The sequence below is a fragment of the Desulfatiglans parachlorophenolica genome (genome assembly GCF_055394735.1).
In genome coordinates this window covers 101,155-117,747 of record NZ_AP042460.1, presented here as the reverse complement: position 1 = coordinate 117,747, position 16,593 = coordinate 101,155, and the positions used below count along the sequence as shown (strand labels likewise).

Annotated in this window: 17 protein-coding genes and 1 pseudogene; 7 read left to right on the top strand and 11 right to left on the bottom strand. The window is 56.4% G+C overall.

The features are described 5' to 3' along the window. Positions 1-30: 30 nt before the first annotated feature. The 5 genes from ACZ500_RS00510 to ACZ500_RS00490 form a co-directional block, all read right to left on the bottom strand. Positions 31-1,179 carry an acyl-CoA dehydrogenase family protein gene (locus tag ACZ500_RS00510; RefSeq protein WP_464230581.1) on the bottom strand — a complete coding sequence of 383 codons (1,149 nt, stop codon included), beginning with the start codon at positions 1,177-1,179 and terminating at the stop codon, positions 31-33. Between the two features lie 44 nt (positions 1,180-1,223). After that, positions 1,224-2,738, bottom strand: coding sequence for a class I adenylate-forming enzyme family protein (locus ACZ500_RS00505; RefSeq protein WP_464230580.1), 1,515 nt, complete (start codon positions 2,736-2,738; stop codon positions 1,224-1,226). Positions 2,739-2,801: 63 nt separating this feature from the next. Continuing rightward, positions 2,802-4,094 (bottom strand): TRAP transporter large permease, encoded by a 1,293-nt coding sequence (locus ACZ500_RS00500; RefSeq protein ID WP_464230579.1) that lies wholly within the window; start codon positions 4,092-4,094, stop codon positions 2,802-2,804. Between the two features lie 3 nt (positions 4,095-4,097). Beyond that, on the bottom strand, positions 4,098-4,565 hold the full coding sequence (locus tag ACZ500_RS00495) for a TRAP transporter small permease (RefSeq protein WP_464230578.1): 468 nt from the start codon (positions 4,563-4,565) through the stop codon (positions 4,098-4,100). A 72-nt stretch (positions 4,566-4,637) separates the two neighbouring features. Then, a complete protein-coding gene (locus tag ACZ500_RS00490) occupies positions 4,638-5,636 on the bottom strand; it encodes a TRAP transporter substrate-binding protein (protein WP_464230577.1) in 999 nt (332 codons plus the stop codon). 292 nt (positions 5,637-5,928) lie between these two features. On the opposite strand from ACZ500_RS00490, the gene ACZ500_RS00485 reads away from it, so the two are divergent. Both ACZ500_RS00485 and ACZ500_RS00480 read left to right on the top strand, forming a co-directional pair. Then, on the top strand, positions 5,929-6,420 hold the full coding sequence (locus ACZ500_RS00485; protein WP_464230576.1) for a response regulator: 492 nt from the start codon (positions 5,929-5,931) through the stop codon (positions 6,418-6,420). A 77-nt stretch (positions 6,421-6,497) separates the two neighbouring features. After that, positions 6,498-7,106, top strand: coding sequence for a TetR/AcrR family transcriptional regulator (locus ACZ500_RS00480; protein WP_464230575.1), 609 nt, complete (start codon positions 6,498-6,500; stop codon positions 7,104-7,106). A gap of 244 nt (positions 7,107-7,350) precedes the next feature. On the opposite strand, the gene ACZ500_RS00475 is transcribed toward ACZ500_RS00480, so the two are convergent. From ACZ500_RS00475 to ACZ500_RS00450, 6 genes and pseudogenes are all read right to left on the bottom strand, one after another. Continuing rightward, entirely contained in the window at positions 7,351-7,500 is a 150-nt protein-coding gene (locus tag ACZ500_RS00475) for a CooT family nickel-binding protein (RefSeq protein ID WP_464230574.1), read from the bottom strand. A 205-nt stretch (positions 7,501-7,705) separates the two neighbouring features. Beyond that, on the bottom strand, positions 7,706-7,894 hold the full coding sequence (locus tag ACZ500_RS00470) for a ferredoxin (protein ID WP_296995617.1): 189 nt from the start codon (positions 7,892-7,894) through the stop codon (positions 7,706-7,708). Positions 7,895-8,323: 429 nt separating this feature from the next. Beyond that, positions 8,324-8,525 (bottom strand): annotated as a pseudogene (locus tag ACZ500_RS00465) (DnaJ domain-containing protein); the annotation flags it as partial. A gap of 64 nt (positions 8,526-8,589) precedes the next feature. Continuing rightward, on the bottom strand, positions 8,590-9,957 hold the full coding sequence (locus ACZ500_RS00460) for a radical SAM protein (protein WP_464230573.1): 1,368 nt from the start codon (positions 9,955-9,957) through the stop codon (positions 8,590-8,592). A 195-nt stretch (positions 9,958-10,152) separates the two neighbouring features. Then, positions 10,153-11,544, bottom strand: coding sequence for a sigma-54 interaction domain-containing protein (locus ACZ500_RS00455; RefSeq protein WP_464230572.1), 1,392 nt, complete (start codon positions 11,542-11,544; stop codon positions 10,153-10,155). A gap of 244 nt (positions 11,545-11,788) precedes the next feature. After that, positions 11,789-11,968 carry a hypothetical protein gene (locus ACZ500_RS00450; RefSeq protein ID WP_464230571.1) on the bottom strand — a complete coding sequence of 60 codons (180 nt, stop codon included), beginning with the start codon at positions 11,966-11,968 and terminating at the stop codon, positions 11,789-11,791. 157 nt (positions 11,969-12,125) lie between these two features. Here ACZ500_RS00450 and ACZ500_RS00445 point away from each other — a divergent pair, with 157 nt between their 5' ends. The 5 genes from ACZ500_RS00445 to ACZ500_RS00425 all read left to right on the top strand — a co-directional run bounded on the left by ACZ500_RS00445 (position 12,126) and on the right by ACZ500_RS00425 (position 16,572). Next, positions 12,126-12,308 (top strand): hypothetical protein, encoded by a 183-nt coding sequence (locus tag ACZ500_RS00445; protein ID WP_464230570.1) that lies wholly within the window; start codon positions 12,126-12,128, stop codon positions 12,306-12,308. A 264-nt stretch (positions 12,309-12,572) separates the two neighbouring features. Further along, positions 12,573-14,387, top strand: a complete 1,815-nt coding sequence (gene sctC, locus ACZ500_RS00440) for a type III secretion system outer membrane ring subunit SctC (protein WP_464230569.1) — start codon at positions 12,573-12,575, stop codon at positions 14,385-14,387. Beyond that, entirely contained in the window at positions 14,384-15,784 is a 1,401-nt protein-coding gene (gene sctD / locus ACZ500_RS00435; protein WP_464230568.1) for a type III secretion system inner membrane ring subunit SctD, read from the top strand. The genes sctC and sctD overlap by 4 nt, the downstream gene beginning before the upstream one ends. Continuing rightward, on the top strand, positions 15,784-16,035 hold the full coding sequence (locus ACZ500_RS00430; RefSeq protein WP_464230567.1) for a hypothetical protein: 252 nt from the start codon (positions 15,784-15,786) through the stop codon (positions 16,033-16,035). Before sctD ends, ACZ500_RS00430 begins: the two co-directional genes overlap by 1 nt. A 282-nt stretch (positions 16,036-16,317) precedes the next feature. After that, positions 16,318-16,572 carry a hypothetical protein gene (locus ACZ500_RS00425; protein ID WP_464230566.1) on the top strand — a complete coding sequence of 85 codons (255 nt, stop codon included), beginning with the start codon at positions 16,318-16,320 and terminating at the stop codon, positions 16,570-16,572. Positions 16,573-16,593: the final 21 nt, after the last annotated feature.

Genomic DNA, 16,593 nt, shown 5'->3' with positions numbered 1-16,593 from the left:
GAGGCAAAAAGACCGTTTTCGTGCCGGAAACTACTGGGGAGTAAGCCCGAGATTGCGACTCACAATCAACTTCATAATCTCGCTCGTCCCGGCAAAGATCGAAAGCGAGCGAACATCGCGGGATATCCTGCAGATGCGATACTCCTCCATATAACCGTAACCCCCGTGGATCTGGAGCGACTGATAGGCCACCCGGTTGACCATCTCGCCGAGCCAGTACTTCGCCATGGAGACCTGCTGAGTGATGTCTTTTCCCTCGATGTGCCGCCGGATGAGATGGTCCAGAAACACGCGGCCCAACTCCACGTCAGTGGCCATTTCCGCCAGTCTGAAGGCCGTGTACTGGAAATTGCCGATCGGCCGCCCGAAGGCCTCCCTCACCTTGGCGTAGCTTAGCCCCTCTTTCAGCGCCTCTTCGGCGTTGACCTGGCACTTGATGCAGACCTCGAGCCGTTCCCTCTGCAGCTTCTCCATCATATACTTGAAGCCCGCGCCCTCGACCCCGAGCAGGTGCGAGGCCGGTACGCGGCAGTCCTCGAAGAAGAGTTCGGCCGTATCCTGCATGTGGTAGCCCATCTTCTCGAGCCGCCGTCCGCGGTGGAACCCGGGGGCATCCTTGTCGACCAGGATCAGGCTGACCCCGCGATGCCCGGCCTTGGGATCGGTCTTGGCGGCCACCACGACCAGATCCGCGAAAAACCCATTGGTGATGAAGGTCTTCTGCCCGTTCAGGACGTAGCTGTCACCATCGCGCCGAGCGGTGGTGCGGATAGCGGCCAGATCCGAGCCCGCGTTCGGCTCCGTCAGGCCGATGGAGGTGATCACCTCCCCGGTCGCACAGCCGGGCAGCCACCGCTCCTTCATCTCCGGGGTAGCGTACGAATGGACGTAGGGGGTCGCCACGTCGCTGTGGAGCGGCACACCCACTCCGAAGCCGTCTCCCCGGATCAGTTCCTCATTGATGATCACGGAGTACTCGAAGCCCAGCCCCAGGCCGCCGTATTCCTCGGGCAGCCAAGGGCAGAGATAGCCCTGCTCCCCCATCTTGAGCCAGAGGTCCCTCGGCACGGCCCGGTCGGCCTCCCACTGTTCGACGTTGGGGGTGATCTCCTTGGCGACGAACTTCCTGAAAGCGTCGCGGAATATCTGATGTTCTTCGGTATACAATGAATCGGTCATCTGGTTTAGTCCCTGATCCTTGACATTGCGTGAAGTCTTCCCCCTCACGCCTTTTGAAGGTTGATCTGATCGAGCAGGCTCTTTTTGACTTCGCGCTTCAGCATCTTGCCCGCACTGCTCTTCGGTATCGCATCGACGGTGATATATTCCTTGGGCACCTTGAAGGGGGCCAGCCGCGCCTTCAGGAAGGCCTTCAGCTCGACGGGGTCGACGGTGCGCCCTTCTTGGGTCGTCAAGACGGCCACCACCCGCTCGCCATACTCGTGGTCGGGCACCCCGATGACGGCGCATTCCTGGATCTCCGGCCTCATGTAGAGCCACTCCTCGATCTCGCGCGGATAAACGTTTTCACCGCCCGTGATGATGAGGTCTTTCAGCCGGTCCACGATGTAGAGATACCCGCTTTCATCGATGAGCCCGATGTCCCCCGACCGGAACCACCGGTCGTCCCAAAAGGCGGCTGCAGTCTCGGACGGTTTGGCCAGATACTCACGCATGATATTCGGACCCTGAATGCAGATCTCGCCTTCGACACCCGGCCCGACGGGGTTCCCCTCGAGGTCGCGTATCTCCACCTCGACGAGATTGGCCGGCGTACCGACTGACCCTACCACGTGCCGATGGAAGTGATTGAAGGTCACCATGGAAGCGCTCTCTGTCATTCCATAGGCCTCGTGGATATCGAGGCCGGTCCGGCCCTTCCAGTCCCGCACGAGTTCGGCAGCCATGCTGGCGGCCGCTGAAAAACAGTAGCGGACCGAGGCGAAGCGCTCCGTGACATCCTTGAGCGCGAGGAGGCGCACATAGATAGTCGGCACCGCATAAAACTTGGTCACCCCGAGCCGTTTAATCGCATCGAGCGCACGATCCATCTCGAAGGCCGGCTGCATGATCAGGGTCCCGCCGCTGTAAATGGTGGACCCGGCGATATGCACCTGTGCGAAGACGTGGTTGAGAGGCAGAAAACAGAGCGCCCGATCGATCCGGGAGGAGCGCTCGTTGTACGCTACATTGTGAACCGAGGTCTGGAGGTTCTGATGGGTCAGGATCACCCCTTTGGGGATCCCGGTGGTCCCGCCGGTATAGAGGATCGCGGCAGCATCGTCCCGTGAACGGTTGACCCACTGGAATCCCGGGGCACCCTTTTCTACGAGCCCCTCGAAGGTGTAATCCCCCGACGGAGAAACCACCCATTCGAGATAACCCCTCTCCCGCGCCTCCGCAAGATCCTGCAGCCGGTCATCGGTTGTATAGATGAGGCGCGGCCGGCAGTCATCCAAAATGGCAGCCAGTTCCTCCTTCTTGAGGGCGGCCGAGATCGTCACCGCCACCGCACCCGCCTTCAGCACCCCGTAATACATAGCGAGCCAGGCATAGGTGTTGGGGGTGCACAGCGCGACGTGTTCGCCGCGCTGGATGCCCAGTTCCGTCAAGGCGGCGGCGATGCGGTTCGATTCTTCGTGAAACCGCAGGTAACTGATATTGCAATCATTCTCGATAATAGCGGTCGCCTCTGGGAAAAGAGTCGCCATCCTTACCAGATTTTGAGCGATATTCACGGCCTGGCTCCTTTACAGGTTGGGTTCTTCATTGCAACACACCATGGTCGGTCGGTCCCCTTCTCAGACCTTCCCCAGCAGCAGGTTGGGGACGGCGGTCGAAAGGGCCGGGAAAAAGGATATCAAGAACAGCAGGATAATATAGACCAGCAGGGTCGGCATGATCGCCCGCGATACGAACACGAAATCCGTCTTGGTGATGGCGGAGGCCGTATAGAGCAGCAGCCCGAGCGGTGGTGTGATATAGCCGATGCCGAGCGCTACGCTGATCAACAGACAGAGGTGGATCGGGTCGATCCCGAACGAATCGGAAATGGGCATCAGGATCGGCACCAGGATCATGATCGCGCCGATCGGGTCGAGGAACGTCCCCACCAGCAGCAGCAGCAAATTGGTGAAAATGAGAAAGACCCAGACGTTCGGGATGTACTGGAGTGAAACATCCAGGATGCGCTGCGGGATGCCCTGGATCGTGATGTACTCGGCCAGGACCCCGGCGCCCGAGACGGTGATCACCAGCGCACCGCTGATGATGCCGCTGCTGACGAGCATCTTGTAAAAGGCTCCCGGGCTGAGGGTCCGGTAGATGAAGGCCTCGATAAAAATCGCCATGACGCACGAGACCACCGAGGCCTCGGTGATCGTAAAGGCGCCCGTGTAGATGCCGGCGAAGAGGACTACGATCACCAGGCACGGGAAGAAGGCATCCTTGAGTGCCTTCATGAGACCCTTGCCGTCGAACGGCTCCATGGCAGTCCGGCCGAGCCCCTTCCAGGCGGAGACCACATAGGCGTAAAGGCAGAGCCCCGCAACGATCAGGAGCGAGGGCAGATAGCCGGCCGCGAAGAGCCGCACCACCGATTGACCGGCCGTCAGGGCGCAGATGATCATGATGATGCTCGGCGGCACGATGACCCCGAGGATGGCAGAACTCGTCAGAAGGCCGATCGAAAAATTCCTGGGATACTTATATTTGTCCAGGTGCGGGAACAGAACGCTGCCGATGGTCACCAGGGTCGAAATGCTCGACCCCGAAATCGCACCGAAGACCCCCGAACTGATGACGCCCGTGATGGCAAGCCCCCCGGGCAGGAACGAAACAGCCTTCCGCGCGAGATGGATCATCCGGTTGGCGGATTGGCCATGGACCATGACCGCACCCAGAAGGATGAAAAATGGGATCGCCAGCAAAGAGAAGTTGTCGAGCTTCTTCACCATGGTCTGTGCGACGAAGATCAGCTCCAGGTCGGTGAAGATGATCAGTCCCAACAAGCCAGTCAGGAAAAGGCTGATATAGACGGGGATCCGGATAAAAAGCAGAAACAGCAGAATTGCCAGAATGATCAGCGTTTCCACGCGTCATCTCCCTTTGAAAAGGTTGACCAGGCATTCCACGGTCCGAAGACCCATGACGACGCCGAAAAACGGGAGCATGCTGAAGATCACGTAGACCGGAACCCGCAAAATCGGGGAAAAGGTCTGCATCTCCCAAGCGACGACGACAAATTTGATTCCGAGCACGACGAAGATGACGCAGGCAAGAAGCCGCACCAGATTCAGGATGAGATCCAGGCCGAAACGCCACTGCGGAAACCGCTCGTAGAGCGCGTTGACCTTGAGCTCCGAATCCCATTTAACCGCCGCGCAGGCGCCCATGAACGTCATCAGAATAAACAGGTAAGTGGTAAGTTCATCGGGCCAGGAAAGAGGACGCCGAAAGACGTAGCGGCTCATGATACTGATGCTCAGGATGGTGAGGGTGACCGAAAAGCAGAGGAATATGCACCCGTTTTCGAGCCAGCCAAGAAACGTTCCAAGTCTCTTCATGGTAGACACCCTTGCAGAAGCGGGCCGCGCCCCCTATTCCGGGCAAAGCGGCCCGCGGTGTTCCGGGACCTCTTACATTCCCTCGGTCAGGTTCTGAATCTTGTCCAGCCACTCTTTGCCAATCTCGGGCTCGAACTGCTTCCAGACCTGCATCTGGGCCTCTTTGAACTTGGCCATCTCGGCGTCCGGCAGCACGATCACCTGCACGCCCTTTTCCTTCAGTGCCGCCGGGGCCTCTTCGGTCAGGCGCATGCTGGCCTCCCGGGCCTTGACAAAGTTCCGGTCGATGCTGCCCATGATGACCTCGCGCACCTTCGGATCCAGCTTCTGGTACCATTTTTCATTCACGACCAGGAAGAAGAGTCCCAGCATGTGTTTGGTCTCTGTAAAATATTTGGTCACGTCGGTCAGCCGCAGGCGAGCCACATTCATCGTCTGGTCCGTCCCATCCACGACCCCCTGCTTCAGGGCGGGAAAGACATCCCCCCAGGCCATCGGAACGGGGTTGACCCCAAGGGCCTTCCAGAAGGCCACCGGATAGCGGGCCTCGGTGGTCCGCATCTTCATCGCCTTCAGGTCGTCGAAGGAATTGACGGGCTTGGTAGTGGCGAGCCCGTAGACGCCGAAATAAGCCGTGTCCACCACGCGCAGGCCTTTGCTGAGGAGGGTGGTATAAAGCTCCTCCCGGACCGGCTCATTGTTCAGCAATGCATCCCATTTCTCATAGGATTCCATGCAGTAGGCAAGCGTACCGATGCCGAACTTGGGGTCAAGATCGGGCGCGTAGTTGCTGGTTAGAAACCCGGCCTGCAGCGTACCCATCCGCACCTTGTTGACGATCTCGATCGTGCTGCCCATTTGGGTGCTGTGAAAATATTTGGCCTCTACCAGGTCTCCGGCCGTTTCATTCAATTCCTTCTCGATCCACAACCCCACTTCCGCCCCCGGTTCGTTCGGCGGGATGAAGTGGGCGAACTTGAAGGATACCGGCCCGGCCAGCGCGTTGCCTCCAAAGGCCCCGAACAAAACCGCAAACATGACCATTCCAAAAAAACGAACTGCTCTTCTCATCATGACCTCCTCATTTCCTTCCGTTGACAATAAGGTTGGACAACAAACGGTTGGCACGAAAAGCAGGCTGCCAAGACCATCTCGATCTACTTGTCGGTCGGTAAATTTTTCTACTTGACGGACGGTAGAATTGGTGCCTATATAGGCATAAAGATTTGGGGTCGTCAACCATTTTTTTTGCGGCGGAAATCGATTTTTCGAGTGTGTGGCTGCGGAGATGCCGGGGATCCGCCTCGAGGGGGCTGCCCGTGCAATCCCATTCTGAATCTCTTTTTGAAGTGAGGATCGAACCATGGAAAAGAGGAACCTGCTGGACGGAAAGAAGGTGCTGATCGTCGATGACGAACCCGATGTGCTTGAATCGCTCGAAGAGCTGCTTTCGGACTGCAAAGTGACATCGGCGGACAATTTCGAGGCCGCCAAGGCCCTGCTCGAAAGCGAGCGCTTCGATATCGCGATCCTTGACATCATGGGCGTGAACGGATACGAGCTGCTTGAAATCGCCAACGCCAGAGGCGTAATTCCCGTCATGTTGACGGCCCATGCCTTAACCCCCGAAGATGCTGCGAGGTCATTCAGGTCAGGGGCGGCATCTTACCTGCCGAAGGAAGAAATGCTGAACCTCGAGACCTTCCTGAACGATATCCTGGAGGCCAAGGAAAAGGGCAAAAGCTTCTGGTGGAGGTGGTTTGAACGGCTCGGCGATTATTACGACCGGAAATTCGGGCCCAACTGGAAGGAAGCCGACAAAGATATCTGGGACATGATCAAATACGGGGCGTAATACGCTGGTTTGTAATGGTTTTTTATGTCCTGAACATCCGATCGTGTCTTCGGACCCATCCTCAGTGAGGGGTATTTATGGCAGCCATCGACCGGGAAACGGAAAAGTCGCGGCGTCAGGAAAAGATTTTCCGGACAGCTGCGAGAGTCCTGTGCAACCTCGGCTACGAGAAAGCCTCCCTGCGCGACATCGCCGAGGCGACCCACATGACCAAGGCCGGCCTGTACTACTACTTCAAGAGCAAGGAGGACCTCCTCTACCAGCTTCTGGATGGGTACATGGACGAGTTGATCAAAGGCATCCGAGAGATCCACACGCAGGTGGAGGACCCCCGTGAATTCCTGCAGGAAGCCATTCGCTTCCAGGTCGGGATGTACCATCGTGACAGCACGCGCAGCAAACTCATCATCCACGATGAAAACTGCCTGAGCGGCGCCTATTACCGAAAACTGAAAGACAAACAGCGCGAATACATTTCCTACTGGAGCAATGGCCTCGAAAGACTTTGCCGGAAGGAGTCGATCGAACTCGATTATCTGTCGGTCTACGTCAATTTTCTGGTCGGGATCTGCAACTGGATCTACCAATGGTACAACGCGCGGGGCGACGTCAAGCCCGACGACCTCGCCGAGCGTATCTTCACCTTCTTCCTGTATGGCATCACCGGCGAACGGGCCTCAGTCTGATCCGATGCGATCCCACATGCAAGACAGGCTGTTCCGCCTTGCGAGCCGGCAAGGCGGAACAGCCTGTCTTGGTTCTACAGTCCGTTTTTTTGATTGAGAAGCTCCAGATCCGAAGGGTGACAGATCGATCCGGACTTGTGCCGCCCTCACGAATCGCCCACTGACCGGTCCTGCAGGCCAAGGTGCGCCGGATTACGCTTCTCGAACAGTTGAAATCCTGAAATGCTCCCTTCCGCAAGCCCGTTCAAACCGATTGACCGTTACGGTGCATCACAAAAAAGCCATCCATCAAATTGACCGTCTCGATCGTCCCTTCGATGAACTGTTTATCGCCGAACATGTCGTAGAGCCAAAAACCATGGCCCTCAGCCTTGATCCGGGCCACATCCCTCATAATTTCCGTCTGTTGATTCCCCGAATCCATGTAAACCGTACTCAGACACATAAAAGCCTCCAAACTGCCGATCATGCCGAGCGCCGCCCGGTGCGCCCACCCTGAAGCCTTCCAGGCTCAGCACAGGGACCCTTCCACACAGGATGCCCCCGCATTTTACCGGGGGGCAGGACAGATCCACGCCGGGCGCCCTGCCGCGGCATCCTCAAACCTCTGAGACGGTGATCGCCTCGTGCTCGCAGACCTCGACGCAGCTTTCGCAGCCGAGGCACTCGTCCTCATTGACCGGGACCGATTTTTCATCGATAATTTCGTATACATCAACAGGACACACCTCTACACATTCACCGCATCCCACACACTTTTCAGCATCCACTTCAGGTTTGTAGCCCATCTGACATCCTCCGAGATCATAGTTCGTTTCCATCCGGAAATGGTCTTTCGGGCCAATCTCGGCGTCAAGCTGCATGATTGCTTGCGCGGCGACCTGCAGGTCGCTTCCGCACAAACGCTTGATTTAATTGAAATTGGCCAAACCGGGATCCGCTGCGGACCGGTGGGACCGAGCGGCGAAGCAATGAGGAAAAATCCTCATTTCCGGATTGGAAACCCGGTTGTGCTAAGTCATCATTTCCGGATAAACATGGTTAGAGATTCCAGTTTTTCCACCGGCAGCCCCGCTTCCCGAAGCCACCACCCCTGCAGCCGCCGGACCGCCCCACGCCGAAGCCCGCACGCGAAAAAGCCCGCATCATTTCGAACAGCACATCGTTCCAATCCGCTCCATCCGGCAGAGGCCCTTTCTCCGACGTCCGGCACAGGCTGTCATAATACCGCCGTTTCGCTTCGTCGCCAAGGACCTGGTAGGCTTCGTTGATCTCCTTCAGCCGCTCTTCACACGCCGGATCCCCCTGGTTTCTGTCGGGATGATAGGCCAGTGCGAGACGGCGGTAGGCCTTCTTGATCTCCTCTCCCGACGCCTCAGACTGAACTTCCAGAACCCGGTAATAGTCCCTCGTTGCCAAAGATACCATCCTCCCGTTGCCCAACCATCCGTCCCTCGATCCGCGTCCGCCGGAGCACACCCTTTCACTCTTTCGGCGGCATGGTCGCCGGAGTGGGCCGCCCGTTCGGACCGCCGCCGCTCCTCTCCCCTCTTCCGGCTGCGGCATAGTATACCGTACCGTTCTTCCGCTCCATCCGGATCCGGCCGCCGCGCAGCAGATTGCCGAGATACTTCGAGACCTCGTTCAGATGCATGCCGAATCCGCCCGCGATCTGGTCCGCCGTACACGGGCGGCGCTCCAGCATGGAGAGGATGGTTTCCCGGGTAGCATGCACGGAAATGTCTCTCTCCGCATGAAATTCGGCGATGACCTCGGCCTCCGGCCGAAAGAGCGGGCAAAAAGATTGGAGCCTCTCCGAGGAAACCGCCCCGGCGAATTCCTCTGCAGGCGGCCGCACGGCCGAATTGAGTTGGATGCGATCCGGGCGGATCTCGGCCGCCAGGGCGGCGATCCGACCGACATCGGCCGCCGTGGCATTCATCCCGGCCACCAGAAAGACCTCCAGCCAGAGTTGGCCCTTGAATCCCTCACGAAACACCTTTTCACCCGCTATCAACTGCTCGAAGTGCAGATCGGGATGCGGACGGTTCACCCATATGTAAGAGGCCTGATTCCAGGCACTCAGGGAAATCTTCACCACATCGGCCTGCGCAGCCGCCTCGCGCACCTCGGGAAGATGCAGCAGCGTCCCGTTGGTCAGGAGAACCGCCGGAATCCGGCTGTGGGTACGGACGAAGTCGAGCACCTCGCCGAAGCGGGAGTGGAGCGTCGGCTCCCCGGAGCCGGACAGGGTAATGTAATCGGCCTCCCCGCCCGCCTCCAACCAAGCCCGTATCTCTGCAATCACGGCCCCTGTCGGCACGTATTCCTCACGCGCCATGGTCTTGTGGGTGGTTCGGCCGAGCTGGCAGAACACGCAGTCGAGCGTACATGTCTTGTACGGCATCAGATCGACGCCCAAAGAGCGTCCGAACCGGCGGGAAGGGACCGGGCCAAACAGGTATCTTCCCGGTGAAACGGATTCCTCTTCCTGAAACAGGGCATCTTCCTTGCTGATCTCACATCCGGGCATCCTCAAATCCTCGCGATCAAGATTGCCGGAAAGATATGCTTCGAGGATTCTGTTCACCGAACCCGTGATGAAGGGGAGGATCCGAATGCCGCGGACCTCGATCAGATTCGCGTAAGACCCGGATATACCGCCGCAGATCAGAACCTTGACCCCCAGATCCACCAACCGCGCGGCGCGCGCCAGCGCGGTGTCGCACGCAAAGGGCACAAGGTGCTTCCCGCCGACCCCATCCCTGTCGATGTCCGCTACAAGGAGCATCCTTGCGGAGTCGAATAGGGGAGAGATACGATCTTCCCAAACCGTCAAGGCCACCTTCATCGAAGAAACTCCCGGCTTTTTCCCTTTAACAAAGCAAAAGCCGCGCCAAAACCCTCAAAAGCACGGTTCTTTTTTATAAATATATGATTTATCATTGCTTTTTAAATAAAAGGAAAACGCGGCAAATGGGCTTTATGGTGCTTTGCATCGCAGCACTGCAATAACAGGCCTGCATAGCGTCGCGTGAATGCGACTCTATTTGGGCGACTTTACGCCCCGTCGTCCGTCGCTTGTGGGCAGTGCAATCCCCAGCCGCCGAATCTTCCGGTAGAGGGTGCTTTTGTGGACTCGCAGCTCGCGCGCCACAGCCGCCCGGTTGAACCGGTTGCGCTCGAGGACTTCCAGAATCAGCCGCGTTTCGGCGGATTCCAGCGCGGCATGAATGTCGCCCCCCCGATCCATCACAGGCGAAGAACCTGTTCTGAGATGTTCCGGCAGGCAGCGGATCTCGATCTGTCCGCTGGGGCAAATCACGCAGGCATGCTCGATGATGTTCTCGAGTTCCCGGATATTTCCCGGGTAGTTATAAAACATGAGGCGTGAGACAGCCTCCCGGCTGATCCCCGTAATCGCCGATCCCCTCAAACGCTTCATCCGGTCTACGAAGCACTCGGCCAGCATAGGGATGTCCTCCTTCCGCTCCCTCAATGGCGGAAGGTTGAGACGTACCACGTTGATCCGGTAAAAAAGATCCTGCCGGAACCGGCCGGCATCCACCTCAGCCGCCAGGTCCTTGTTGGTCGCGGCGATCACGCGGACGTCGGCCTTTACGGAGCGCGTACCCCCGAGAGGCATGAAGGTCCTTTCCTGAAGCACACGCAGCAGCCGGGCCTGGAAGGCTGCGCTCAGATCACCGATCTCGTCCAGCAGGATCGTACCGCCTTCTGCAAGTGCGAAACGCCCGGGTTTATCCTTTACGGCGTCCGTGAAAGCCCCCGCCCGGTATCCGAATAATTCGGACTCGAGGAGGGTATCCGGCAGCGCGCCGCAGTTGACAGCCACGAACGGCTTCTTACGCCTCGGGCCGAGATTGTGGATCGCCCGGGCCAAGAGCTCCTTCCCGGTCCCCGTCTCCCCCTGGATCAGCACCGTGCTGCCGCTCCCGGCCACCTGCGGCAGGATCCCGAATATCTCGGCCATGGAAGGGCTCCGGCTGACCATATCCCCGACATGGTAGCGCCCTTCGAGCTCCTTGCGCAGTTCCTCGACCTGGCTCATATCCCGGAAGGTCTCGACACCACCGAGCACCCGCCCCACTTCGTCCTTCAGCAAGGCGGTGCAGACCACCACCGGGATCCGCCGTTTCTGATAATCGACAATATACGTTGCCGTGTCGACGAAGGAGCGACCCTGCGCCATGGTCCGCCGCAGCGCGCAATCCCTCTCGCACATATTGGACCGAAAGACCTCCCAGCAGTGTTTTCCGAGCGCCCTGTCCCGGGGGATACCCGTAATCCGCTCGGCCCCCCGGTTAAAGGACGTCACTCGCCAGGCATGGTCCACGGTGAACACCCCATCGGAAATACTCTCCAGGATGATCTCCGTCACATGCGAAGCGATCATGGAACACTTTTTCTCGGACCTCATCGACCCACCATTTTTAGCCGGCCAAGGGCCATACGCCCTTCAGAGCGGGCTCTCGAGCTGCGCTTCATATACAATACATTCTCAGCCGGTCTGCATGTCAACCGCACTTGCAGCACAGACCATATAGAATCACTTTTCCTGGATCGGCCTGGATCCATTGTGCAGCGGAGATTTCGGCCTGGAAAAACCTGTTTCGGACAAAACCTAACCTAGTGTCCATCCGGAAATGATTTCCCAGCACAACTCAGTTTCCAATCCGGAAATGAGGATTTTTCTTCACCGCTTCGCCGCTCAGTCCCACCGCTACGCGGCGGGCCCCGGTTTGGTCAATATCAAGAAAATCAAGCATTTGCGCGGAGGCGACCTGTAGGTCGCCGCACAAGCCAACGTGCAGATTGACGCCGAGATTGGCCAAAAAGACCATTTCCGGATGGAAACTAACCTAAGCGGGCGATCCCTTCTTGGCAAGCCAGAAATAAATAAAATCAGGGAGAAATTTCTTTCTTACCCGATATGCACCGCAATCTGGGCATCCAAGCACAAACGGTTGTGCGCGATCGGTCGGAAAGGCAACCGCCCTTATGACCCGGGGATCGGCCCATCAGCCTCACTCCAAAAAAGATAAACAGATATTTTCTCAAAAAGATCACCATCTTCCAGGCATCAATCCGATCCTCGATCCCGGTCTCGATGAACACCTGAGCGGCTCAAGAGCATCGGGGATTTCGGCACGGATATTGCTTAAGAGCTTTATCGCAGCCTGAGATTCATCGGTCTTGTGAGCCCCTGCTGAACGTATGAACGGACAAGCCCGGCGTACATCAAAGCGTATCAGACCTCCGAAGGGCAATTTACAAGGGGTAGCATATTTTCAGGGTGGAGAACCGCCATGACCGGGTTGCCTTTCCTTCCAGCCAGCCGGGGTGGAAGGGAAAAGATCGCCGCCATGGGAGGAAAACGAGGAAGACGATCGAACCCAATGGGCTATCCCGCTCATATCTTCGGTCTGTCTTTCCCCGCAAACAGAAATGTTCACCCGGATCATCCAAACAGGGGTGTTGTGCTGCATAACCGGAGCGATCCTCTGGTCTGCAGAAAGCCAGGCCGGGAGCCTGCCTTGGAGAAGCCATGTTTACTCCCATGTCTCCGAGGGGGAAAACCTTGCAGATCTTCTTCGTGATTTTTGTTCGAGCCAGCATTTGAGTGCGGTGATCAGCGAACAAATCGGGGGCACGGTCAAAGGCCGCTTCATCCAGATGGCACCGGAGGTGTTTCTGGAGCACATCTGCCGAGCCTACAGCCTCCTCTGGTACTGCGAAGGTGGCCGGACGCTCTACTTCAATCGATCGGGCGAATGGAGTTCCAAGATCATCATCATGAAGAACCTATCCTTCCAAATGCTGGAGGAAACCCTGGAACGAATGGGGGCGCTCGACGAAAGGTTTCGTCTGGAAATGCTGAACGAGGATGGAACACTTTATGTTTCGGGCCCGCCCCGTTATGTAGAGCTCGTATCGGACGTCGCTTCGAAGTTGAACGACACGCGCGCGACGGAGGCTGCAGCCAAGGCCGCACGGGAAGTCATCAAGATCTTCCCTCTCAAGCATGCCTGGGCTGCAGACCTGACCTTCACTTTCATGGATACCCAGCTGACGGTGCTGGGCGTAGCAACGATTCTCCGTCAACTGTTCGCCGACTACGGCACCGGCGGGCAGATGGCGGAAGCCCGGCTCAAGATTCTGCCCAGGACCGTCGGCAAACTCAAAGGAAAGGGGCTTGCATCGAGTGGAGCCCCCCTTCAGGAAGAACAACCCGATCAATCCGCTGACGAAGACCCACCAGCCGATCGAGAATCGGATGCGCCGGGTGAAAGAGGAACCGGGAGATATGGCAGTGCGTTTATTATGGCGGACACCCGATTGAATGCGGTTATCGTCCGGGATACCGAAGAGCGGCTGCGCTTTTATGAAGAGATGATTCCCCAATTGGATGTCCCGGTCGGATTGGTGCAGATCCAGGCAACCATCATGGATATCAGCACCGATTACCTGCACGAACTGGGTGTCAACTGGCGCTTCCATCACAAAGGGAATTCAGACGAGGGGACCACCTTCACCGATGCGGGACTCGACGTTGACGAAGATTTCAAACCCGCGAATCCCAACCTCATAGTCGGTCCGGGATTCAACTTCGCTACGGTTATCGGCTCGGCCGCAAACTATATCCTGGCCAAGGTGCACGCCCTCGAGCAAGACGGGAAGGCCCGCGTCTTGTCCCAGCCCTCGGTCCTCACCCTCGACAACGTTGCCGCCCTCCTCGAGCACAGTCAGACATTTTATGTGAGAATACCCGGCGACCAGGAAGTGGACCTCTTCTCCGTAACCGCAGGGATCGTCCTGAAGGTGACTCCCCATATCATCCGGGATAATTCAGAAACACGAATCAAACTCGCCGTCAGCATCGAGGACGGCAACATATCCTCTGATCAGGAAGTCGACAAGATCCCGATCGTCCAAAAGAGCAGCGTAAACACCCAGGCAGTCATCAAGGAAGACCAGAGCCTTTTGATCGGCGGATACTATCACGAGTCGCATTTTGCCACCGCCAGCGGGATCCCCTGTCTCCTGAACGTTCCGATCCTGAATATCTTCTTCAAACAGGATCAGAGGGTCTCCAAACGGGCCGAGAGAATGTTTTTGATCACACCGAGGATCATCCTGGACGAGGCCTTCACCGGGGCTGATCCCAAGAACGATCTGACCGCCTTACAAGGCGGGGAATCGATGTCACGAACCACTCTTCCCCGCCCCGAAAAAGGGAACGTCTTTGGAGTCGAACCATGAAACCCGCGCAAGAACCGCAAAAGCAGTACGTACTGAAGATCCTCTCCGGACCACATCTTGGGGCCGAGGTTCTGATCCGCGAAGGACATTATGTCATCGGAAGCCAGGAGACATGCGATATCGTGCTCAGCGACGAAAGCGTTGCATCCCGGCACGTATCCCTTTCCATCTCTGACGGCACCCTTGCCCTTTCAACGCTGGACGGCGCTGTCTACATTGACGGAGAAGGGCCTAAACAGGCTGTAACCACCCTCCTTCCCTTTCAGATTGTCACGATCGGCACCACCCATTTCAGCATCGGCCCTGCGGGTGAAAGATGGTCCCCCCTGAGCCTGCCTGAAATCCCCGGTCCGGAAAAGACCGAACCGCCTTCCAAAAATGCGGCTCACGTTTTACCTGATAAAGAAACCTGCCCAAAGAGTGCATCCATCCGCCTGCTGCTTTCGAGTTCTGTCTTCTTTGCAGTCGTTCTTACCCTTAGTATCTTTCTGGTATCCTTTTCTAAAGAACCCTCACATGGTACGTCGTTCAGCGCTTTGATCCCCACGGCACCCATTGAAGAGGCTCGAACCGTCATCGGCGAATTGGGGCTGTCAGGAGTGGAGGCCTCTCGCCTGGGAAACGGCAGGCTCATGCTCAAGGGTTCTGTGGAAACGCTGGAAGAAAAGCAGGCCCTGATGGAGTCTATCCAGCGAAGGATGGATGATGAGCCCCTACCTGCTTTCCACATAACTGTCAACGAACAAGTCGCAGGGATATGCAAAGACACGCTGGCGGCCTTGGGGCTCCCGCTGGAGGCAACGTCGGAAGGACCGGGCAAGATCATCCTCACCGGCTTCATACTCGATGAAGAACGTCTTGATCGGGGTATCGAAGTCATCAAACAAGATCTCCCTTTCATAGAAGAAATCGAAAATCGCGTCATGACCCCCAAGAACCTCGTACAGGAGATCTACGCCCGCCTGGCGAAAGCCGGCTTCAAAGGAAAAATCGACTTTGCCCTTCATCCTGACCACATCCTCGCTACAGGCTTGCTGCATGAGGACGATCTCAGACTATGGTCGGCCGTCAAGAAAGCCCTATCCGAGGAGTACGGAGACCATATCGCTATCCGAGAAAGCTTCCAGGCCGCTTTCCTTCAAGAAGATGAAATCGACTCGAACACGCCTGAAGCCTGGCACAGTGAACAGATTACCACATCCGGCGACCGCCGATTCATCCTCCCCATGAAATCGATCAGCCTCGGGCCGTTTCCGCATGTTTTGCTCGCACAGGGAGAAAGGCTTTTCGAAGGCGCCATGATCGGCAACGGCTATTCCATCAGACGCATCGGCCCGGACGGGATCATTGCCGTTAAAGGATTTGAAACCGTGCACATATACCCTGGAGAAAACTGATGGAGGACAGAGTGGATTTACCGGAAATCGATTTGGAAAGAGAACTGAGAACGGACCAAAGCGGGACATGCCTGGACGCTGTTATCCGCACTCTCTCTCACCATCTCATTGCTGTAAAAGGCGCCATCGATTCTGGGGCAACACCGGAAAGATTCGCCGACCTGAAAAAAATAAAGGAATCCCTGGAGACATCCAAACGTTTTGCAGAACAAACATTAAGGTATCTATCTGAACGATATCGAACAGAATGATGCGTATATTTAAAATAAAACCAAACGACTACTGTCAATTTCTGTATTGGAATTCACCGTGTCAATTTAAAAATTTTGTCAGATTCATCTCTTGCAGATCTCCTCCAGTATTTTTTATATCTCAAATTCAAAATACATACTTAATTATATATTTTGCAACAAAAGACAATCATACAACTAAAAACGTAAATTTTAGATAGAAAAGTATGTTGTTTATAAGCTGATTATTTATACATATTGACAGAATTTATAAATAAAACCAGTAGAAAAAAGGAGATTATCATGGCTGGTGATATCAATGTCATAACATTGAATATAGGCACAATCTTTGACGCTCTGGATTTGGCAAGAACGAGCAAAGAAACAGAAATAAAAACAAAGATCGACGAAATAAAGGCAAGTAAGGATCCGGATACCACACAGCAGATGGAACTCTCAAAACTCGTCAATGAGTGGCAGATTTACATGGGAGCACAGACCAACACCGTCAAAGCCCTGGCAGACGGCATCCGCAACTGCTACCAGAATATCAAATAGCAGGCAGTTGCGGCGCCATGT